The 20,549-nt window shown below is 72.8% G+C and carries 16 protein-coding genes; 3 read left to right on the top strand and 13 right to left on the bottom strand.

Annotated features, from left to right (window positions below):
• From guaA to VGL30_RS03835, 4 genes are all read right to left on the bottom strand, one after another.
• Positions 1-1,223, bottom strand: a 1,223-nt coding sequence (guaA, locus tag VGL30_RS03850; RefSeq protein ID WP_331536956.1) for a glutamine-hydrolyzing GMP synthase, incomplete at its 3' end; no start/stop codon positions are given.
• A 210-nt stretch (positions 1,224-1,433) separates the two neighbouring features.
• Positions 1,434-2,291 carry a polysaccharide deacetylase gene (locus VGL30_RS03845; RefSeq protein WP_331536955.1) on the bottom strand — a complete coding sequence of 286 codons (858 nt, stop codon included), beginning with the start codon at positions 2,289-2,291 and terminating at the stop codon, positions 1,434-1,436.
• A gap of 15 nt (positions 2,292-2,306) precedes the next feature.
• Positions 2,307-2,567, bottom strand: a complete 261-nt coding sequence (locus tag VGL30_RS03840) for a CBU_0592 family membrane protein (RefSeq protein ID WP_331536954.1) — start codon at positions 2,565-2,567, stop codon at positions 2,307-2,309.
• A 175-nt stretch (positions 2,568-2,742) separates the two neighbouring features.
• Positions 2,743-3,708 carry an aminotransferase class IV gene (locus VGL30_RS03835; protein WP_331536953.1) on the bottom strand — a complete coding sequence of 322 codons (966 nt, stop codon included), beginning with the start codon at positions 3,706-3,708 and terminating at the stop codon, positions 2,743-2,745.
• 114 nt (positions 3,709-3,822) lie between these two features.
• On the opposite strand from VGL30_RS03835, the gene VGL30_RS03830 reads away from it, so the two are divergent.
• On the top strand, positions 3,823-4,551 hold the full coding sequence (locus tag VGL30_RS03830; RefSeq protein ID WP_331536952.1) for an MBL fold metallo-hydrolase: 729 nt from the start codon (positions 3,823-3,825) through the stop codon (positions 4,549-4,551).
• 199 nt (positions 4,552-4,750) lie between these two features.
• Here the strand turns inward: VGL30_RS03830 and VGL30_RS03825 are convergent, their stop codons facing one another.
• The 5 genes from VGL30_RS03825 to VGL30_RS03805 form a co-directional block, all read right to left on the bottom strand.
• Positions 4,751-6,022: an RsmB/NOP family class I SAM-dependent RNA methyltransferase gene (locus VGL30_RS03825; RefSeq protein WP_331536951.1), complete on the bottom strand. Its 1,272-nt coding sequence runs from the start codon at positions 6,020-6,022 to the stop codon at positions 4,751-4,753.
• A gap of 15 nt (positions 6,023-6,037) precedes the next feature.
• Complete coding sequence (locus VGL30_RS03820; RefSeq protein WP_331536950.1) at positions 6,038-6,436, bottom strand: MAPEG family protein; 399 nt, start codon at positions 6,434-6,436, stop codon at positions 6,038-6,040.
• Complete coding sequence (gene guaB, locus VGL30_RS03815; RefSeq protein WP_331536949.1) at positions 6,433-7,896, bottom strand: IMP dehydrogenase; 1,464 nt, start codon at positions 7,894-7,896, stop codon at positions 6,433-6,435. Before guaB ends, VGL30_RS03820 begins: the two co-directional genes overlap by 4 nt.
• 144 nt (positions 7,897-8,040) lie before the next feature.
• The gene (locus tag VGL30_RS03810) at positions 8,041-8,745 is read right to left on the bottom strand and encodes an RlmE family RNA methyltransferase (RefSeq protein ID WP_331536948.1); all 705 of its coding nucleotides are present in this window, start codon (positions 8,743-8,745) and stop codon (positions 8,041-8,043) included.
• Positions 8,742-9,842 (bottom strand): Ppx/GppA phosphatase family protein, encoded by a 1,101-nt coding sequence (locus VGL30_RS03805; protein ID WP_331536947.1) that lies wholly within the window; start codon positions 9,840-9,842, stop codon positions 8,742-8,744. The genes VGL30_RS03810 and VGL30_RS03805 overlap by 4 nt, the downstream gene beginning before the upstream one ends.
• A gap of 177 nt (positions 9,843-10,019) precedes the next feature.
• Here VGL30_RS03805 and hspQ point away from each other — a divergent pair, with 177 nt between their 5' ends.
• Together hspQ and phhA are read left to right on the top strand one after the other, a co-directional pair.
• Positions 10,020-10,394: a heat shock protein HspQ gene (gene hspQ / locus VGL30_RS03800; protein ID WP_331536960.1), complete on the top strand. Its 375-nt coding sequence runs from the start codon at positions 10,020-10,022 to the stop codon at positions 10,392-10,394.
• Between the two features lie 37 nt (positions 10,395-10,431).
• Positions 10,432-11,271, top strand: coding sequence for a phenylalanine 4-monooxygenase (phhA, locus tag VGL30_RS03795; RefSeq protein WP_331536945.1), 840 nt, complete (start codon positions 10,432-10,434; stop codon positions 11,269-11,271).
• Here phhA and VGL30_RS03790 read toward each other — a convergent pair.
• From VGL30_RS03790 to VGL30_RS03775, 4 genes are all read right to left on the bottom strand, one after another.
• A complete protein-coding gene (locus tag VGL30_RS03790; protein ID WP_331536943.1) occupies positions 11,265-15,434 on the bottom strand; it encodes a translocation/assembly module TamB domain-containing protein in 4,170 nt (1,389 codons plus the stop codon). The genes phhA and VGL30_RS03790 overlap by 7 nt on opposite strands.
• On the bottom strand, positions 15,431-17,218 hold the full coding sequence (locus tag VGL30_RS03785; RefSeq protein ID WP_414694952.1) for an autotransporter assembly complex protein TamA: 1,788 nt from the start codon (positions 17,216-17,218) through the stop codon (positions 15,431-15,433). Before VGL30_RS03785 ends, VGL30_RS03790 begins: the two co-directional genes overlap by 4 nt.
• 73 nt (positions 17,219-17,291) lie before the next feature.
• Positions 17,292-19,811: an ABC transporter permease gene (locus tag VGL30_RS03780; RefSeq protein ID WP_331536941.1), complete on the bottom strand. Its 2,520-nt coding sequence runs from the start codon at positions 19,809-19,811 to the stop codon at positions 17,292-17,294.
• The gene (locus VGL30_RS03775) at positions 19,808-20,500 is read right to left on the bottom strand and encodes an ABC transporter ATP-binding protein (protein WP_414694951.1); all 693 of its coding nucleotides are present in this window, start codon (positions 20,498-20,500) and stop codon (positions 19,808-19,810) included. Before VGL30_RS03775 ends, VGL30_RS03780 begins: the two co-directional genes overlap by 4 nt.
• Positions 20,501-20,549 lie beyond the last annotated feature (49 nt).

The following is a 20,549-nucleotide window of genomic DNA, read 5'->3' as shown; positions in this document are numbered from 1 at the left end:
ATGCGGATGGCGAGGCCCGGCCCGGGGAACGGGTGGCGGCCGACGAAGGCCGGCGGCAAGCCGAGTTCGACGCCGAGCGCCCGCACCTCGTCCTTGAACAGCTCGCGCAGCGGCTCGACCAGCTTCAGCTTCATGTGCTCGGGCAGGCCGCCGACGTTGTGGTGGCTCTTGATCACCTGGGACGGGCCGCCGCGAGCCGAGACGCTCTCGATCACGTCCGGATAGAGCGTGCCCTGGGCCAGGAACGCCGCGCCCTGGATCTTGGCCGCCTCGCGGTCGAACACGTCGATGAACAGGCGGCCGATGGTCTTGCGCTTGGTCTCCGGGTCGGAAACGCCGGCGAGTGCGCCCAGGAAATCGTCAGCCGCTTCAACGTGCACCAGCGGAATGTTGTAGTGATCCCTGAACAGGGTGACGACCTCGCTGGCCTCGTTCATCCGCATCAGGCCAGTGTCGACGAAGACGCAGGTCAGCTGCTCGCCGATCGCTTCGTGGATCAGCACCGCGGCCACCGAGGAGTCGACCCCGCCGGATAGGCCGCAGATCACCCTACCCTCGCCCACCTGTTCGCGGATGCGCGCCACCGCCTCGTCCTTGAACCGGGCCATGCTCCAGTCGCCCTTCAGGCCCGCGATCTGGTGGGTGAAGTTGCGCAGCATCAGCGCGCCGCGCGGGGTGTGCGCCACCTCGGGGTGGAACTGGACGCCGTAGAGCCGGCGCCCCTCGTCGGCGATCACCGCGAACGGCGAGCCCTCGGAGGTGGCCACCACCTCGAAGCCGGGCGGGATGGCGGTGATCTTGTCGCCGTGGCTCATCCACACCGGCTCCTCGTCGCCGACATCGCCGAGGCCGGCCAGCAGCGGGCTCTCGCGGGCGATGCGGATCTCGGCGCGCCCGAACTCGCGCGCATGGCCGCCCTCCACCTGCCCGCCCAGCTGGGCGGCCATCGTCATCTCGCCGTAGCAGACGCCCAGCACCGGCACGCCGAGCTCGAAGATCGCCGCCGGCGCGGCTGGGCTCTCGGCTTCGTGCGCGCTGGCCGGACCGCCGGAGAGGATCACCGCCTTCGGGGCGAACGCTTCCAGCATCGCGCCCACCCGGTCGTAGGGATGGATCTCGCAGTAGACCCCGCTCTCGCGCACCCGGCGGGCGATCAACTGGGTCACCTGGCTGCCGAAGTCGACGATCAGGACGCGGTCGTGGTGCTGGGCGGGGTCCGACATGGCGGGCATGTAGTGGAGAATCGCCGCCGCGTCATGGGGGAGCGGAAGATGCCGCGCCGGAGGCGACCACCCTTCCTCCTCCGAGGGAAAGCGGCGGATCGTTGCGCAGCAACGCGTCAGTCCCCCTGGCTTGTCCGGGCATGGCGGTCTATCCGCGTCAGCCGACACCGCTTCGCGGGTCTGCGGGACGACAGTCGGGTGAATGGCGAACTATCGCCCCCGTTCGCTGCGGCCGTCCGGGTAGCGGCGGCGGTATTCGGCGACGGCCCGCTCCATGGTGACGAACGTCGCGCCGCCGTCACGCAGGCTGGCGATCAGCCGCTCCAGCATTAGCATGCGGTGGCCGCGGCCGATCACGTGCGGGTGGAAGGTGTAGGTGAGCACGCCCCAGTCGTACTCGCGGGCCATGTAGCCGAAGTCGGCCAGCCAGTTCTGCAGCACCAGGTCGGCGTTCATCAGGCCGGGCAGCACGCCGTTGCGCGACGACGAGAACTCGAACGCCGGGTAGTCGTCGAGCGACCAGCTGATCGGCATCTCCACCAGCGGCGTGTCCGGCCCGAAGGTCATCGGCGCCTCCAGCGGGGCCGCGTCGCCATCGCGAGCCTGGTACGGCAGGTAGTCGTGCCCCATCAGGCTCGAGTCGTAGGCAAATCCATGCTGCAGCAGCAGGCCGATGGAGTGCTCGCTGAGGTCCCACGAGGGCGAGCGGTAACCGCGCGGCGCCTGACCGCTGAGCCCGTGGATCGCCTCGATCCCGCGCACCAGCTCGGCCTCCTCTTCCTCCCGGCTGCCGAGGCTGGCGGGCGGACGATGGGTCCAGCCGTGATGGCCGATCTCGTGGCCGCCGGCGAGCACGGCCTCGCACGACGCCGGATAGCTCTCGATGGTGTGGCCGGGGACGAACCAGGTGGTGGCGATCGACTCGCGCGCCGTCAGCGCCAGCAGCCGCTCGGTCCCGACCATGCCGAAGTCGCCGCGCGAGATCATCGTCGGCGTCGTTCCCCCGCGCCAGATCGAGCCCGAGGTGTTGTCGAGATCGAAGGTCAGGCAGACGAAGTGCTGCGGCATCGGGGCGCCTCCGGGTCAGCGGCTTCCTTGGCGCCGCAGTCGCTCCAGCGCCAGTCGGATCAGACCGGCGAGCGCGATCAGCGCCCACACGGCCTCGACGATCGCGGCCGACAGGTTGAAGTCGCGGTAGAGCGAGACGAGGATCAGGCCGGCGCCGGCGAAATTGATCGCCAGCGACGGCGCGCCCTTCTGGTCCAGCCGCCCCATGGTGGCGAGGGCGTAGCCGGCCAGGATCAGCGTCACGCCGATCAGGCCGGCGAAGTCGAAACCGTTCATGGGCTCCTGGAGGGGCTCGCGGATGAGACTGGCTTTTTAGCGGACCAGCCGATGGAACGGCTAGCGGCCGTCCCAGACCGGCGCCGCCATCACGCAGCGCGAGCGGCCGTCGGGCGAATTTCACGCCTGGTCAGACTGCCAACGCCTCGAGCCGATGCCGGGCGAAGAGTCGGCTTCAGCGGTACTCGACGGCGAAACTGAGCGCTGGGTCGTAGTGCGCCTGCCAGTAGGCCTCCCAGAGGCCGCGCGCGATCGGGCCGACCTGGCCGCCGCCCACGGGCGCGCCGTCGAGTTCGGTGATCGGCATCACGCCGCCCGCCGTGGTGGTGAAGAACAGTTCGTCGCAGTCATAGGCGGCGCTGACCGGCACCTCCTCCACCGCGGTCGCCAGCCCCTTGGCGGCGGCAAGCTCCAGCACCGTGCGGCGGGTGACGCCCTCCAGCACCCCGCGCCTCGGCGTGCGCAGCACCCCGTCCTTGACCACGAAGATGTTGAAGCCGGAGCCCTCGGTGATGTTGCCGTCGCCGTCGGGCAGGATCGGATAGATCGCGCCGCGGTCGCCCGCCTCGATCACCCCGCGGGTGAAGTCGCCCCACTGCAGGTTCTTCACGGTCGGGTCCATCGCGCCCGGCGGCGTGCGCCGCACCGTGCGGGTGACGACCGCCGAGCCGCCGGTCCGCTGCAGGTCTGGGGGCATCACCCAGATGTATGGCTGGGCGTAGAGGTAGAGGTGGTTGACCGCGTGCTCGGGCCGCACCTCGCGCACGAACTTGAGACCGCGGGTGACGATCAAGCTGACGTAGGCGTCGCGGATGCCGCTCCTCGCCACCATCTCGACCAGCGTCTCGCGCAGCGCCGGGCGCGTCATGGGGATGCGCAGCCGCAGCTTGGCGCAGCTGGCCTCGAGGCGATCGAGGTGGTCGTCGAGCCGGAAGTAGCGCCCGTCCCAGACGGCAGGCACGTCGTAGGTCAGGTCCGAATGCAGGAAGCCCTGGTCCATCAGCGGGATTTTCGCCTCCGCCAGCGGGATGAACGCGCCGTCGATCACAGCGACGCCGCGCGCCAGCGGGTTGTCGCTCGCCTTCAGCGCTTCGGTCCGCTGGCGATAGGCATCGAACAGTGAGTCCATGGTGATCGGCATCGTCTCGCTCTTTCCCTGACCTCGTCGCGGCTTCCTGCCATCCTGCGGCCGCGCAGACGCTACAATGTCGGACGACGCCGTGACCAGCGGCGAAGCAGGCAGGGCGAGGTCTGAATGACAGTGCGTACAGACGAAGTGGCCGACGGGGTCTTCCGCCTCTCGACCCTGGTCCCCGAAGTGGCTGCGCCGGCCGGGTTCACGTTCAACCAGTATCTTGTCCGGGCCGAGCAGCCCCTGCTGTTCCACACCGGCCCACGCCACATGTTCGCGGCTATCGCCGAGGCGGTCGGTCGGCTCACTCCCGTGGAAGGCCTGCGCTGGATCTCGTTCGGGCATGTCGAGTCCGACGAGTGCGGCTCGATGAACCAGTGGCTGGCCGCCGCGCCGCTGGCGCAGGTGGCGCACGGCGCGACCGCGTGCATGGTCTCGCTGAACGATCTCGCCGACCGGCCGCCGCGGGTGCTGGCCGACGGCGAGGTGATCGATCTCGGCGGCAAGCGCGTGCGCTGGATCGACACCCCGCATGTGCCGCACGCCTGGGAGTCCGGCCTGGTGTTCGAGGAGACCGCCGGGACGCTGTTCACCGGCGACCTGTTCACCCAGGCGGGCGACGGCCCGGCGCTGACCCGCGAGAGCATCGTCGAGGCCGCCGCGAGCACGGAGGAGATGTTCAAGGCCAGCGCGCTGACCCCGCAGACCGCGCCCACGATCCGACGGCTCGCCGATCTTCAGCCGCGCACGCTGGCGGTGATGCACGGCTCGTGCTTCGCCGGCGATGGCGCAGGGGAGCTCAGCGGCCTGGCGGACTACTACGAACGAGCGTTCAGGACGGCTGCGGCTTAGCTTTCGCATTCTCACCAACCCAGTCATCCCGGAGAGCCGCGCAGCGGACTCGTCCGGGATCTACTTGGCGCTGACGGAGAAAGTAGATCCCGGACAGCTCGCTCCGCTCGCTTCCGAGATGACACGACTGTGGGTGATCTCGAGTTCGAAGTAGCTTCGCCCTTCAGCCGGCTGGGCGCACGGCGACCAGCGCGGGACCTCAGCCGGCGCGTTGCAGCTCGGCCACGAAGAACCCGTCCGCTCCGGCGGTGAGCGGGGTGAGGCGCAGGTACCCGGCGGCCGTGCGCCAGGGCTCGGCCCCATCGAGCGTGACCGGCTCGACGGCGAAATCGGGGTTCGCGGCGACGAAGGCGGCGACGCGGTCCTCGTTCTCCTCGGCCAGCAGCGAGCAGGTGACGTAGATCAGCCGGCCGCCGGGCTTCACGAATGGGGCGGCGCCGGCCAGCACCTGGTCCTGCTCGGCGATGCGGCGCTCGAGTTGCTGGGGCGTCAGGCGCCACTTGGCGTCGGGGTGGCGGCGCCAGACGCCGGAGCCGGTGCAGGGCGCGTCGACGAAGACGAGGTCCATGCGGCGCTCGAGGCCGTCCAACGCCTTGGGGTCGATCGGCGAGCGGACCTGCAGGTTGCGTACGCCGGCGCGCTGGGCGCGCTTCACCGTCTCCGCCAGCCGCCGCGCGTCGGCGTCGTGAGCGTAGAGCTGGCCGGTGTTGGCCATCGCCGCCGCCAGCGCCAGGGTCTTGCCGCCGCCGCCGGCGCAGAAGTCCAGCACCTGCCTGCCGCCGATCTCGCGGGCGACGGCGACGGCGATCTGCGAGCCGGCGTCCTGCACCTCGAACCAGCCCTTCTCGAACGCCGGCGCGGCCTCGACCGACGCGGCCCGCTCGCTGGCGGCCGGCGCGCGGACGCGGATCGCGCCGGGCGGGAAGGCAAGCGGCTCGGGGTGGAACGGATCGAGCGCCTTCAGCACGTGGGCGGCATCGCTCTTCAGCGTGTTCACCCGCAGGTCGACCGGCGCACGGGCGGCCAGCGCCCGCCCCTCCGCGACTCGCGCCTCGCCGAACACGCGGGCGAGCGGGGCGTCCAGCCAGTCCGGGTAGTCGCCCCGGACCGGCGGGGGCGCGTCGTCCAGCGGGATCGGCATGGCCAGTCGCTCGCGCTCGGCGGCGGTCAGCTCGCCCGGGCCATGCGTCTCGGCGGCCGCGGCCTCGATCCGTTCGATCGGCCAGTCCCAGACGTGGCGGGCGGCGCCCAGCACGCGGGCGCGGTCGCTCTCTTCGCCCATCTGCCAGGCCAGCGAGCGGCGGCGGCGCAGCACGTCCAGCACCAGGCCGGAGACGAACGCGCGGTCCTTGGCGCCGGCGTAGCGCGCGCCGTCGGACCAGGCCTTCAGCGCCAGGTGCGCGGGGCGATGACGGGCCTCGACATCGGCCAGCACGTCGATCGCGGCGGCGAGTCGGCCGCCGTCACGCATCGCCGCCGCGCCGATTCACAGCAGCCGCCAGAGGATCATGAAGACGCCGAGCAAGGCGACGTTCCAGAACAGCGAGCGCACCAGCGGCACGCCGGTCATGTAGAGCGCCAGGTAGGCGACCCGGCCCCAGAGGTAGAGATGCGCGCCGGCGAGCGTCAGCAGGTCGAAGCGCTGCGCCACCGCCACCGCCAGCACCGCCGCCACGAACACCGGGTAGGTCTCCAGGTAGTTCGCCAGCGCCCGCCGCGTGCGGCCGAGCAACACGTCCGGCGGCGGCATAGTCTCGTCGCGCGGGCTGGCCGCCCACCTGAGCCCGTATTGCCGGTTGCTGAGCTGCGATACCAGCGTGATCTGCACGACCACGAAGACACCGCTGAGCCCCAGCAGCTGCAATTCGCCCGCGACGGGCGTCACACCTGGCTCGGATAGTTCGGCGCCTCGCGGGTGATCATCACGTCGTGCACGTGGCTTTCGCGCAGGCCGGCGCCGGTGATGCGGATGAACCTAGCGCGTTGCTGGAAGGCGGCGATGTCGAGCGCGCCCACGTAGCCCATGGCCGCGCGCAGCCCCCCGACGAGCTGGTGGATCACCGGGCTGATCGGACCCTTGTACGGCGTCTGGCCCTCGATGCCCTCCGGCACCAGTTTCAGCTCGTCCTCGACTTCCTTCTGGAAGTAGCGGTCGGCCGAGCCGCGGGCCATGGCGCCGACCGAACCCATGCCGCGGTACGACTTGTAGGAGCGGCCCTGGTAGAGGAACACCTCGCCCGGGCTCTCGTCGACGCCGGCGAACACCGAGCCCATCATCGCCACGCTGGCCCCGGCGGCCAGCGCCTTGGCCAGGTCGCCCGAGTACTTGACCCCGCCGTCGGCGATGATCGGCACGCCGGAATCGCCCGAGGCGCGCACGGCGTCGAGGATGGCGGTGAGCTGCGGCACGCCCACGCCGGCGACGATGCGGGTGGTGCAGATGGAGCCAGGGCCGATGCCGACCTTCACCGCGTCGGCGCCGGCGTCGATCAGGGCGCGCGCGCCGTCGTAGGTGGCGACGTTGCCGGCGATGACCTGCACGCGGTTGGTCTCGCGCTTCACCCGGACGACCGCCTTGGCGACGTCGGCGTTGTGGCCATGGGCGGTGTCGATCACCACCACGTCGACGCCCGCGTCCACCAGGGCCATGGAACGCTCGAAGCCCGCGTCGCCGACGGTGGAGGCGCCGCCGACCAGCAGGCGACCCTGGGTGTCCTTGGCGGCGTCGGGATAGGCTTCGGCCTTCTCCATGTCCTTGACGGTGATCAGCCCCACCGCGCGGTAATCGTCGTCGACGACGATCAGCCGCTCGATCTTGTGCCGTCGAAGCAGGTCGCGGGCCTCAGCCTGGCTGACGCCCTCCTTCACCGTGATGAGATTATCTTTCGTCATCAAGGCCTTGGCGGGAACTTCGTCACTGCCTTCGAAGCGCATGTCGCGGTTCGTCAGGATGCCGCAGAGCCGGCCGGTTCCGGCGTCCACCACCGGGAAGCCGGAGATCCGCCGGCGGGCCTTGATCTGGCGGACCTCGCGCAGCGGCGTGTCGGGATTGATGGTCAGCGGATTGATCACCATCCCGCTTTCGTAGCGCTTCACCTCGCGGACCTGGTCGGCCTGTTCCTCGACCGTCAGGTTGCGGTGCAGGACGCCCAGGCCGCCGTTCTGGGCCATGGCGATGGCCAGCCGGCTTTCGGTGACCGTGTCCATTGCGGCGGACACGATCGGGATCTTCAGCCTGATCTCGCGGGTCAGGCGCGTCCGGGTGTCCACCTGGGTGGGCATGACGTCGGACGGACCGGGTTCGAGCAAAACGTCGTCGAAGGTGAGACCTTCGCGAATCTCCATGAGACTCTCCATTTTGCGGGCCGCATATCCTCGCAAAGCCGCTCCGAGTCAATTCGCCGGCCCCTCGGCGCGAGGCGGACGTTGAACATCTTGCCGCCGTCGGCGCAACGTCCGCCGGGCGGGCCTCGGTCGCAAGGGATCGGCCTAACGCCCCTTGAACCCCGTCGCGACCAGGTAGAGCTCGGAGCTTTCCGCCCGGCTGGCCTTGGGCTTGACGGTCTTGACGCTGGCGAAGTGGCGTTTCAGCAGGGCTATCACCTCGGCGGTCTCGCCCCCCTGGAAGGCCTTGGCCACGAAGGCGCCGCCGGGCTTCAGCACCTGGACGGTGAAGTCGGCGGCCGCCTCGATCAGGCCGACGATGCGCAGGTGGTCGGTCTTCTTGTGGCCCACGGTGTTGGGCGCCATGTCGGAGAGCACCACGTCCGGCGGCCCGCCCAGGCTCTGCATCAGGAGCGGTGCGCAGGCCGGGTCGGTGAAGTCCATCTGCAGGATGCGGGCGGGCGGCAGCGGCTCCACCGGCAGCAGGTCGACGCCGGCGATCGTGGCCACGCGGCGCTCGATCGCCACCTGCGTCCAGCCGCCGGGGGCCAGCCCCAGGTCCAGCAAGCGGACGCCGGGCTTCAGGAGGTGGAAGCGGTCGTCGATCTCGATCAGCTTGTAGGCCGCCCGCGAGCGGTAGCCGTGGGCGCGGGCCTTGGCGGAGAACGGGTCGTTGATCTGGCGCTCCAGCCAGGCCTGGGACGAGGGCGTGCGCAGCTTGGCGGTCTTCAGCCGCGCCGGCTGCGGGCGGCCGCCTTCGCCGCCGCCGGAGGGCGGCTTGACCATGCGCTTGCGGGGCGGCTCGCTCATGCGTCGGCGGAGGAACGCCGGCCGTGGCGGCGGCGCTTGCGGCGGCCGTCGCGGTCGGACATCAGCGACATCAGGATGCCCTCGCGCAGACCGCGGTCCGCCACCCGCACCCGCGAGCAGGGCCACAGCTCCTGCACCGCCTGCAGGATCGCCGCCCCCGCCAACACCAGGTCGGCCCGGTCGGGGCCGATGCAGGGCTGGTCGGCGCGCTGGCGGGCGGAGAGGCCCAGCAGGCTTTCGGCGGCGGCCTCGCATTCGCTCCGCGTCATCCAGATGCCGTCCACCTGGCTGCGGTCGTAGCGCCTGAGGCCCAGGTGCATGCCGGCCAGGCTGGTGATGGCCCCGGAGGTGCCGACCAGGTGGGCGCGGTCGGCGTCGAAGACCTCCCGCAAGGGGTCCGCATGACGAAAGGCCGCGATCTCGGCCTTCACGTGCTCGACCATCTGGCGGAACCAGTTGCGGGTCGCCGCCTCCCCCTCCGGGAAACGCTCGGCCAGGGTGACGACGCCGATGGGCACCGAGAGCCAGGCCTTGATCGGCGCCCGGCCGTTGGCGAAGGCCGCGCCGCGCGCCTCGGGCGGAACCGCCTTCAGGTCGACCCAGGAGAGCTCGGTGGAGCCGCCGCCCACGTCCACCACCAGAGCGGCGTCGGCCTGCATGTCCAGCAGGCCGACGCAGCCGGCCACGGAGAGCCGGGCCTCCTCCTGGGGGGAGATCACCTGCAGGCGCATGCCGGTCTCGTCGGCCACCCGGTCGATGAACGCCTGGCCGTTGGCCGCCGAGCGGCAGGCCTGGGTGGCGATGGCCCGCAGGCGCACCACCCGCCGCCGCCGGACCTTCTCCGCGCTGACCTTCAGCGCCGCGAGCGCCCGCTCCATGGCCGCTTCGGAGAGCCGGCCGCTGTGCGACAGCCCCTCCCCCAGCCGGACGATGCGCGAATAGGCCTCCACCACCCGGAAGCTCGATCCCGCCGGCGTGGCGATCAGCAGGCGGCAGTTGTTGGTCCCCAGGTCGAGCGCGGCGTAGCAGGGCTGTGCGCCCGCAGACCTCTCGTGACCCCGCGCCGGGGCGCCGGGCGCGCTCGGCGCCTCTGACATGGACTGATCCCGTCCTCGCAGGCCCGCGACACGCGGGGCCTCGTTTCACAGGCGACTGTAGCGCGCCTACTCGCGTGTCGGAAGGCGTAGCCTTGAAAGGAGGCGTCGGGACGCTACGTTCACCTCCCGGTCAGGATTTAAGGTTTAGATTCGGTGTCCATGAACGAGCGGCTCGAAATGACCAGCTTCGACCCCGTGGTCTCCGCGGCGCTAGCGCCCGTGCGCCAGGTGATCGTCGCCAAGTTCGCGATCGGCCAACTGGTCCGCCACCGGGTCTACGCCTTCCGCGGCGTGATCTTCGACGTCGATCCCCAGTTCAACAACAGCGAGGAGTGGTGGCTGTCGATCCCCGAGCAGGTGCGCCCGCGGAAGGACCAGCCGTTCTACCACCTGCTGGCGGAGAACGAGGAGTCGAGCTACGTCGCCTACGTCTCCGAACAGAACCTGCTCCACGACGACAGCGGCCTGCCGGTGACCCACCCCCAGGCGTCGCTGATCTTCGAATCCTTCGACGGCCGCGAATACAAGCTGCGTCCGCGCATCAGCCACTAAGCCGGAACCCCGGGCGCGCCTGGGGAATTCTGCGCTTATGAGCGCAGACGGAGCCGTGCGGCGGGCCGACTGGACCATCGACCAGGACTGGGCGGCCTATACGCCCGAAGACCACGCGACCTGGGTCACCCTCTACGAGCGGCAGGCGGCGCTGTTGCCGGGCCGCGCCTGCGATCCATTCCTCAAGGGACTGGAGGCGCTGGACCTGCACCGCAGCGGCATCCCCGACTTCGCCCGGATCAACGCCGAGCTCGCCCGGCTGACCGGCTGGCGCGTGGTGGCAGTGCCGGGCCTCGTTCCGGACGCGGTGTTCTTCGAGCACCTGGCCAACCGCCGGTTTCCCGCCGGGCGGTTCATCCGCCGCCCCGACCAGCTTGATTACCTCCAGGAGCCCGACGTCTTCCACGACCTGTTCGGCCACGTGCCGATGCTCACCGACCCGGTGTTCGCCGACTACATGCAGGCCTATGGCGAGGGCGGGTTGCGGGCGCTGGGTCTCGGGCGGCTGACCAACCTGGCGCGGCTTTACTGGTACACGGTGGAGTTCGGCCTGATGCAAGGCGCCGAAGGCCTGCGGATCTACGGCGCGGGGATCGTCTCGTCGCACGCGGAGTCGGTGTTCGCCCTGGACTCGCCCTCCCCCAACCGCCTGGCCTTCGACCTGCAGCGGGTGATGCGCACGCCCTACCGGATCGACGACTTCCAGCAGGTCTATTTCGTGATCCCGTCGCTGGAGGCGCTGCGGCAGGCGACGCTGCAGGACTTCGGCGGGCTCTACGCCTCCCTGGCGAAGGCCAGCGACATCCCCATCGCCGCGATCCTGCCCGAGGACCGGGTGCTGACCCGCGGCGCCCAGACGCACGTCAGCACTCAGTAGTCGCGCCGCCAGCGCACCGCCAGCTTGGCGTCGCCGCGCTGCCCGGCGAGGCGCGACAGCAGCGACAGGCCGTGGCCCACCCGCCACTCCACCTGCGCCGAAGGCCCTTCGCGGCCGCCGCCGGTGATTTCCAAATAGACGCTGTCCGTCAGGTACTTGCCGCCGGAGACTGTGACGCCCGTCGTCTGGTCGCCGCCCAGCGCCAGGCGGTCGAGCCGGGCGAAGGTGCGCAGGTTGCCCATCACGTCGAAGCCGCCGTTGCCGCTCAGCGCCGAGAGCGCGGAGGCGAGCTGGGCGGCTTCCAGCGGCGAGAGCTGCGAGGCCGACGTGCCGAACAGCACCTGGGAGAGCACCTCGTCGTTGGGCAGGGCCGGCGTCGAAGTCAGCGTGATCTCCGGCTTGGCCGCCGTGCCGCGGATCTGCACCACGGCGGTAAGCGCCGGGTCGTCGCGGGTGGCGGTGAGATCGAGGCGGATCTCCTCCGGCCGGGTGGAGAGGTAGACCACGCCCCGCGGGTCGAAAGCGAAACGCTTGCCGGCGAAGTCGTAGTCGCCGCGGATCACCCGCGCCACGCCGGTGAGCCGCGGCCGGGCGGTGGCGCCGCCCACATGGGCGTCCAGCGACAGCTCCATGTCCAGGCCGCGGCCGCGCAGGAAGATGCGCCGCGGGGCCTTCAGGGTCACGTCGAGCGCCCAACCCCCGTTCGTCTGGCGGACGGGCTCCAGGGCGTGGTCGAGGTCGAGGTCGGGCGGCCGGTTGCGCTCGACGACGTCCAGGGTGACGACGCCGGTGGGCGTCGGCGGCTTGGCCGCCACGTCGGCGCGGTCGATGGCCAGCGCGCCGGAGATCCGCACCTTGCCCGCGGCGTCGCGGTCGATCGTGGTCTGGCCGGTGGCGGTGGCGGTCGCCTGCTCGTTGTCGATCAGCCGGAAGCCCTTCAGGTCGAGCCTGAAGCTGCTCACGCCGTCGCGGGCCAGGCTGATGCGGCCGGCGCCGCTGACCGTCCCGCCGTGGCCGTCGGCGCCGGCGGCCTGGGTGACGTCGATCGCCGCGTGGGCGAAGGCGGCCTTCAACACCACGTCGCGCAGGGCCAGGCCGGTGGCGCCGTCGCTGAACTTGCCGCCGTCCAGCGCCGCCGTGCCGGTGGCGGCCGGATCGGCCAGCGTCCCCCCCAGGGTTCCCTCCGTCCGGACGTGACCCGAGAGGCTGCGCTCGCCGCCGACCAGCAGGTCCCACAGGGGCTTCACTTCCCCTTCGGCGAAGAAGGTTCCGCGCAGGGGACGGGTGCGGGCGATGGCGATGCGGAACGGGCTGGCGGAGGTCTCGGCCGGCAGGACGATGTTGGCGTTGGCCCGCAGCCCTTGGCCGTTGGCGGCCTGGGCGTCGATCACCACGGCGTTGTCGGAGATGCGGGCTTTCAAGGTTCCGTCCAGGCCGGTGGCCACGTCGGAGCCGCGGGCCCGGGCGGCCTGCAGCTTGGCGTCGAGGGTTCCGCTGAGCGCGGCGCCGCGGCCCTGCAGGACCAGCGTCGCGTCGGCCAAGCCGCCAAGGTCCTCGTTGAGCACCGAAAGGTCCAGCTTGGCGACCTGCGCCCGGATGTCGGCGGAGTCCTTGGCGACCGCGCCGTTGATGTCGATGCGCCCGCCGTCGGCGGCGGTCAGCCTGAGCCGCGCCGATTGCGTGGGTCCGCCGAAGCGCAGCAGCGTGGGCTCCGCCGTGCGCAGCGCCCGCCCCCCCGCCTGGCCGGAGCCGTCGAAGGTGAGCGCGTAGCCCACCGGCTCGGTGGTCAGCATCCCCCGCCCGTCCAGAGACCAGGGGCCGCTGCGCAGCGCGCCGCCGAGCTGCGCCTGGTAGGGCAGCCGCGCCAGGGGACCGTCGGCGGTGATCCGTCCGCTGCGGATCGAGGCCATGGCGCCCGGCAGGACGACGCTCGCCGCCGTCAGGTCGAGACTGGCGCGCGGGCCGCCGGCGGCGTCGACGATCCTGACCGCGCCGGACACCTGGCCGCCGTCGAGGAAGGCGCCGCGGCCCACCGAGACCGTCAGGTCCGCCGCCGAAGGCGACCGGCGGCGCAGGGCGAGCGAGCCCTGGGCCTTCACGCCGGCGGCGTTGACGGCCAGGTCGGTGAGGTCGACGCCGCCTTCCGGAAAGCGGAAGGCGGACTTGGCGCTGGCCGCGCCATAGGCGCTGTCGGCCGCCAGGGTCGCCAGCCCGCTGGACCCGTCCGGCTGGCGCACGAAGCTGAGCGTGACGTGGGCGTTCTTCAGCGGCACGCGGGGCAGGTCGATGGCGTCGAAGTCGGCCAGCAGGTCGGCCCGCGGCGCGCCCAACGTGCCCGTGAGCGCCCCCGAGCCCTTGGCCTTGCCGCTGACCTCCACCGGGCCTGCGCGGAACGGGCCGTTGGCCGTCCAGTCGAGCTTGAGGTTGAGGGCGCCGGCCGGGCCCAGCACGCCCGCGGTCTGCACCCGCGCCTGGCCGCCGGTGAGCACGGCCTCCGCCACCGAGACCTGGCCGCCCTGAATGCTGGCCTTGCCGGTGAGGCCCGGCTCGGGCCCCAGCAGGCGGTCGAGCTCTTCCAGGCCGGTGGCGAAGCGGGCGGCCTTGGCGTCGACGCCGAAGGTCCACGGCTTGCCCGCCCCGCCCTGCGCCGCCGACCAGGATCCGGCGACCGAACCGGACGCGCCGGGGCGGGCCGAGGCGAGGTTGGAGACCTGCGCCTTGCCGTGGAGGTTGAGCCCACCCAGCAGGCCGCGGTCGCCGCTGGCCTGCACCTTCAGGCCTGGTCCGGTCACGTCGAGCTCGCGTACGAGGAGGCGGCCGTCGGCCAGCCGGGAGCCCACCAGTTTCGCCTGCGGCCGGCCGCCCAGCATCGCCGCCACCCAGCCGCGCCCGGCGCCGCCCTGGCCGGCGAGACTGGTGGCGAGCGTCACGGCCTTGTCCTTGCGCTCCAGCACGAGGGGGCCGGACAGGCGCTCGATGCTGTAACCGCCCAGGGCGGCCCGGGACGCCGAGGCGGTCCCGGTGAACCGCCAGGCGCCGGAGTCGCCCACCCAGGTTCCCCGGACGCCGGCCGGACCTTTGGCGGGACCCCCAGCGAGCCTCGCAAGGTCCGTCGCCGCCAGGGTCAGCGCCAGGCCCTGCGGCCCGCTGCGCCGCTTGCCGAGGTCGCCCAGGCCGCGGGCGGTGACCGCGAAGTTCGCGGCGGTGGCGCGGGCGTCCAGGGCGAACAACGCCGGCGTCGCCTTGCGTCCGGCGACGGCGAAAACCATCTCCGGGCCCAGGCGCCTGGCCAGGTCGGCCGTCAGCCGCGAGGCGCCCAGCTCCAGCCGGCCGCTCGCCGCCCCGCCCTGCGGGGTCCAGCCGCCGGACGCCCGCAGGGGCTGGCGCTGGCCCGTCAGGGCGGCGGCGGTGAAGCGGCCCTTCGACATCGCGCCCTCGGCATGGACGCGGAGGCTGAACGGCTGGTCCGCGGGCAGGCCCAGCGCGCCGGCCAGGGCGCCGCCCCGCGCCTCGTCGGCCTGCGCCTCGACCAGGATCGGCCGCTGCTTGCCGAGGTCGAACCTGACGTCCAGGCGGTCGCCCATGTGCAGGACGCTGGCGGCGGCCACCCGGCCCGCCTGGCGGCCGCTGCGTTCGATGTCGAGCGAGACCTTCAGGTCGTAGACGCCGCGCCGGTAGCTGAAGGCCGGCAGCATCTCCAGCCGGCCGTGCAGGTCGTCGATGTGGAACGAGACCGGCAGGCCCTGGTCCTTGCCCTTCGGCGTCAGGGTGGGGCGGCGCAGGACGTGGATCGCCTGGAACGTTATCTGGTCGGCCTGGAAGCGCCGGCGGAGCAACTCCACGTACCGCCAGACCAGGTGGACGTTGTCCGCCTCCAGCCAGACGCCCTTCTCGTCGGCGATGGTCAGGCGCCGCACGGTGAGGTCGCGCCAGAGGTCGCCCTGCAATCCCTCGACCCTCAGCCGGCCGAAGCGGCCGATCTTCAGGCCGTTGGCGCGGGCCTCGATCATCAGCCGCGCCTGCGGCAGCAGCACGCCGTAGCGGGTGGTGGCCAAGAGGCCGGCGATCAGCACCAGCACCGCCAGGCAGGCCGCCACGATCGCCTTCGGCAGGACCGTGCGCCTGCGGACCGCTTCCGCGGGGGTCTCGTCAGGCGCGGTCAAAAGCTTTGCCCGATGCTCATGTAGATCTGGAAGGCCGAGTCCCCCTGCCGCTTGTTCAGCGGCACGGCGATGTCGGCGCGGAAGGGGCCGAAGCCGAGATCGTAGCGCACGCCGAGGCCCGCGCCGGCGCTGAGGTCGCTTCCGCCGGGAAAACGGCCCGTGCCCACCGCGCCCGCATCCACGAAGGCCACCACGCCCCAGCGGCGGGTGAGCTTCTGGCGCAGTTCCACCGAGGTCTCCAGCAGCGACAGGCCGCCCTGGGGCGTGTTGTCCGACAGCCGCGGGCCCACCGCCTGGTAGGCGTAGCCGCGCACCGAGCCGCCGCCGCCGGCGTAGAAACGCCGCGAGGCCGGCACTTCCGGGATCGTCCCGCCCAGGATCTCGCCCGCCCGCACCCGCGCCGCCAGCACCGTGCGCGCCTGCTTGTCAACCGACAGGTAGTAGGAGCCCTGGGCGACCAGTTTCAGGTACGGCAGGCTCAGGCTGCGGCCGACCAGATAGGTGGGCTCGGCCCTGGCGCCCACCCGCCAGCCACGATGCGGATCGAGCGGATCGTCGGAGCGGTCGAGGGACAGGTCGGCCAGCAGGGCCAGCGTGGCGATGTCACGGCCGAGGGAGGAGAGCGTCTCCGGCCGCTTCTCGTCGTTGCGGCTCAGGTCCGCCGAGGCGCCCACGGTGATGTAGGAGGTCTTGCCGTAGCGGCGGGTGACGTCGCTGCGCACGCCGAAGCCGGTTTCGTCATAGGCGTCGGTGGTCGTCTTGTAGGCTGCGGCCCCCAGGTGCAGCGTCTGCTGGGGCCGGCGCCAGTGCGGCAGCGAAAGATCGGCCGCCAGCCGGCTGTCGAGCTGGGACACGCGGGCGGTGTACGCCAGGGTGTCGGCGCGCAAGAAGGTGCTGTAGCGCGTCCACTTGACGTCCAGCCCCAGGCCCTCGCTGGTGGCGTAGCTGGCGCCGGCCTCGATGGTGCGCGGCTTGCGGTCCGCCAGGCTGACCACGATCGGGCGCAGGCCGTCGGCGGTGGTCTTCTCCCTGGGGGCCAGGGCGACGGTGACCGAATCGTACACCTGGGTGTCCAGCAGACGGCGTTCCAGCTCGGCCACGTCGTTGGGCTTATAGACCTCGCCGGGCCTCCAGGGCGCCAGGTTCTTCAGCCAGACGGGCGAGGTGCGGCCCTGGGTCGTGAGCTCCAGACCGTCGAGCCGCACGAGCTGGCCGGCCGCGATGCGGAAGGTGGGGCGCACCGTGCGGTCGGCATGGTCGACGACCACCTCGCGGGGTTCGGTCGCAGCGTCGGCGTAGCCCAGCTTCTGCACGGTGGCGACCACCCGACCCTCCGCGGCCAGCACGTCGATGCTGCGGCCCGGCGCGCCGTCCGCCAGGCCCATGGCCTCGGCGGCCGACTGGCTCACCGTCGGCGACGGCGGATCGCCCACCCAGTCGACTTTGGAGCCGGCGAACAGGAAGCGGCGCCCGGGGGTCACCCGCACCACGGAGGTGGGCGTATCCCCCTCGCCCACGTCGGGCGTCACCTCATAGCCGTAATAGCCCTCGGAGCGCAGCACGGAGATGGCGCTTTCGGCGGCCTCGCGGGCGCGGCGGCGGGCCTCGAAGCGGTTGAGGGCCGGGCGGTCGATCTCCCCCACCGCGCGGACGATCGCCTGGCGCAGGGCCTCGTCCATCTCGCCTTGCAGCGCGGCGCGCGGCTCGGCCGCCTGGGCGGGGCCGGCCGTCAGCTGTATGCAGAAGGCAGCCACGACGACGGCCGCGACGACGATACGTCCCACGCTTGCATCCCTGTCGTCCCCGGTTGGTGTCTAGCGGGCAGGCCGCACCCTGTCACCCCGCCCGAGCCGCGGCTTATTCGGCCCGGAGCGCCGGCGCCGGCGGGCGGGCGAGCGCGTGCAGGGAGGCGAGCGCGCCGCCGAGCCCCGCCAGGAGGGCTGCGCCGCCCACCACGGCCGCGATCCCGGTCCAGTCCACGCTCCAGTGGGCCTCGAACACCTTCACCACCACCGGCCAGGCCGCGGCGTAGCCCAGGCCGACGCCGGCCAGGCCCGCGATCAGGCCCACCGCGCCGTATTCCAGCACATAGGCGGCGAGGATCTGGCCGCGGGAGGCGCCCAGCACCTTCAGGACCGCCGCCTCGCGGATGCGGGCCTGGGCGCGGGCGGCGACGGCGCCCGCCAGCACCAGCAGGCCCGCGAGCGCCGCCACGCCGGCCGCCCCGCGCACCGCCAGCGCCAGGCGGTCGAACAGGTCGCGGGCCGCCTCCAGCTGTTCGCGCACCGAGATCACCGCCACGTCGGGGAACGAGGTCCCCAACGCGCGGGTGACGGCGGCCTCCTCCGCCTTCGTGGCCTTGGCGATGGCCACGTGGCGCAGGGTCGCTCCCTCCAGCGCCGAGGCGTTCAGCACCACGGAGATGTTGGCCCCGAAGCCGCCCACGTCGATATGCCGGACAGCCGCCACCCGGGCGTCGATGTCACGGCCCAGGACGGAGAGGCTGACGGCGTCGCCCACCTTCAGCCCCGCCCCGCGGGCCACGTCCTCGCTCAGCGCCACCTGCGGCGGCCCGCGGTAGTCCGCCGGCCACCAGCGGCCGGCGAGGATCCCGGCCGCGCGGGGCTCGGCGCCGATGGCGGACAACTGGATGTCGTTGTCGTAGGCCCAGCGGGCGGACTCCGCGATCCGCCTGCGGTCCACCGGGCGGCCACGCACGGCGATGATCCGGCCGGTGGCGAACGGCAGCCGCAGGTAGTCGGCCGGCGTCAGCGGCCGGCCGAAGGCGGCGGCGACCGCGGCGTCGAACGCGGCGGCGCGGTCGCCGGGGATCTCGGTGAACACCAGCGCGGGCGCCGTGCGCGGCGCGATCTCCGCCACCTGCTTCAGCAGGCTGGACTGGATCAGCACCACCGCAGCCAGCAGGGCCACCCCCAGGCCGATGGCCGGCGCCGCCGTGCGCGCCGCCGAGCCGGGTCCGGCGAGGTTCGCAAGCCCCAGCCGGGCGGCGCCACGCGTCGCCGCCCGGGCGCGTCCGGCCAGCTTCGCGAGCCCGAGGCCCAGCGCCCACAGGAGCGCGAAGGCGGCGACGACCCCGCCGATCATGGCCGAGGCCGCCAGCGGCGTCGGGGCGGTGACGACCGCCAGCGCCGCCAGGGCCGCGCCGGCCAGCCCTGCGCCCACCGCCTCGGGCCCGACCTTCAGCCCCCCGGCCAGCCCGCGGCGGAACAGGCTGGCGGGCGACGTGGCCCGCGTCCGGCCGAGGGGCGCGAGGGAGAAGGCGGCGGCCGAGAGCAGGCCGAACGCCGCGGCGCGGGCCAGCGGCGCCGGATAGACGCCGAACAGCGCCGGCACGGGCAGCTTGTCGCCGATCAGCGCGCCCAGCACGAACGGCGCGGCCGCCCCCGCCGCCAGCCCCAGCGCCACCCCGGCCAGCGCCAGAACGCCGACCTGGGTCAGGTAGACGTCGCGGACCAGCGGCCCCTCCGCGCCCAGCGCCTTCAGGACCGCGATCCCCGGCTTGCGGCTCTCCAGGTAGGCCGACACCGCGCCGAACACCCCGAGGCCGCCGGCCACCAGGGAGGCCAGGCCGACGAAGCCCAGGAAGTATTCCAGCTGATCGATCAGCCGGCCGATGCCGGGCGTCGCGTCGTCGCGCAGGCGCATCTGGAAATCCCGGCCCGGCAGGGCCCTGCGCAGCGCCTGCGCCGCCGCCCTGGGCGCGACGCCCGGCGGCAGGGCGACGCGGGCGGTCTCCACGAACGGCAGGCCGGGTTCGAGGAAACCGCCCTGCTCCACCGCCCGCACGGTGGTCAGCACCCGCGGACCCAGGGCGAAGCCGCGCGACAGGCGGTCCGGCTCGCCCAGCAGCACCGCGCGGGCGACCAGCGGCGTGTCGCCCACCTGGAACCGGCCGCCGAGCTTCAGGCCCAGCCGCTCCAGCAGCGCGGCCTCGACGGCGGCGCCGGCGACGCCATCCACCGGCGCCAGCGCCTTGGCCAGGTTCCCCGCGCCCTGCAGTTCGACGCGGCCGGCCAGCGGATAGGCCCCGCTCACGCCGCGAAGCTGCACCAGCCGCCGCTCGCCGGAGGCCGCCTCGGCCATGGTGCGGCCGCCCACCGCCCAGGAGGTGCGGCCCATGGCCGTGATCGCCGCCCGCTCCTTCGGCGTGAACCGGCGCTGCTCCACCGTGACGGAAAGGTCGCCGCCCAGGATCTCGCGCGAATGGGCCGCGAGGCCGCTGCGGAAGGCCTCGGCGGTGGAGCCTGCGGCCGCGATCGCCGCCACGCCCAGCGCCAGGCAGGCCAGGAAGATGCGGAAGCCCCTCACCCCGCCCCGCAGTTCGCGGGCGGCGAAGCGGAAGGCGAGCGGGATCATGCGCCCTGCACCATGTGGCCGTCGCTCATCGCCGCCCGCCGGTCGGCGCGGGCGGCCAGGGCCGGGTCATGGGTGACGAGGACCAACGCCGCGCCGCAGTCGCGCACCAGGTCGAACATCAGCTCGGCCACCATGGCGGCGTTGGCGGCGTCGAGGTTGCCGGTCGGCTCGTCGGCGAACAGCAGGGCCGGCCGGGGCGCCAGCGCGCGGGCGAGCGCCACCCGCTGCTGCTCGCCGCCGGACAGCTGATGCGGATAGTGCCGGGCCCGCGCGGACAGGCCCACCCGGTCCAGCCACTCGCCGGCGAGGCCGGCGGCCCCGCGCCGCCGGGCGATCTCGAGGGGCGCTGCGACGTTCTCCAGCGCCGTCATGTTGGGCAGCAGGTGGAATGCCTGGAACACCAGCGACACGCGGCCGCGGCGCAGGCGCGCGCGGGCGTCCTCGTCCAGGCGGGCGAGGTCCTTGCCGAACAGGCTGACGCGGCCCGCCGTCGGGCGCTCCAGCCCCGCCGCCACGGCGATCAGCGAGGACTTGCCGCAACCGGACGGGCCGGTCACCGCCACCCGCTCGCCGGCCGCCACCCGCAGGTCGACGCCCCGCAGGATCTCCACCGGGCCCGCCGCCGACGGCAGCGTCAGGACGACGGCTTCCAGGACCAGCGGGGGTCCCGGCGCGGGAGCGTCGGACAAGCGGGAGCCTCGGACGATTGAGCACGGCGTTGGAACGCCTAAATAGGAG

The sequence above is a fragment of the Phenylobacterium sp. genome, assembly GCF_036502675.1.
In the GTDB taxonomy this organism is placed as follows: domain Bacteria; phylum Pseudomonadota; class Alphaproteobacteria; order Caulobacterales; family Caulobacteraceae; genus Phenylobacterium.
Note: the sequence above shows the minus strand (reverse complement) of the source record. Positions and strands in the feature narration are given on the sequence as shown.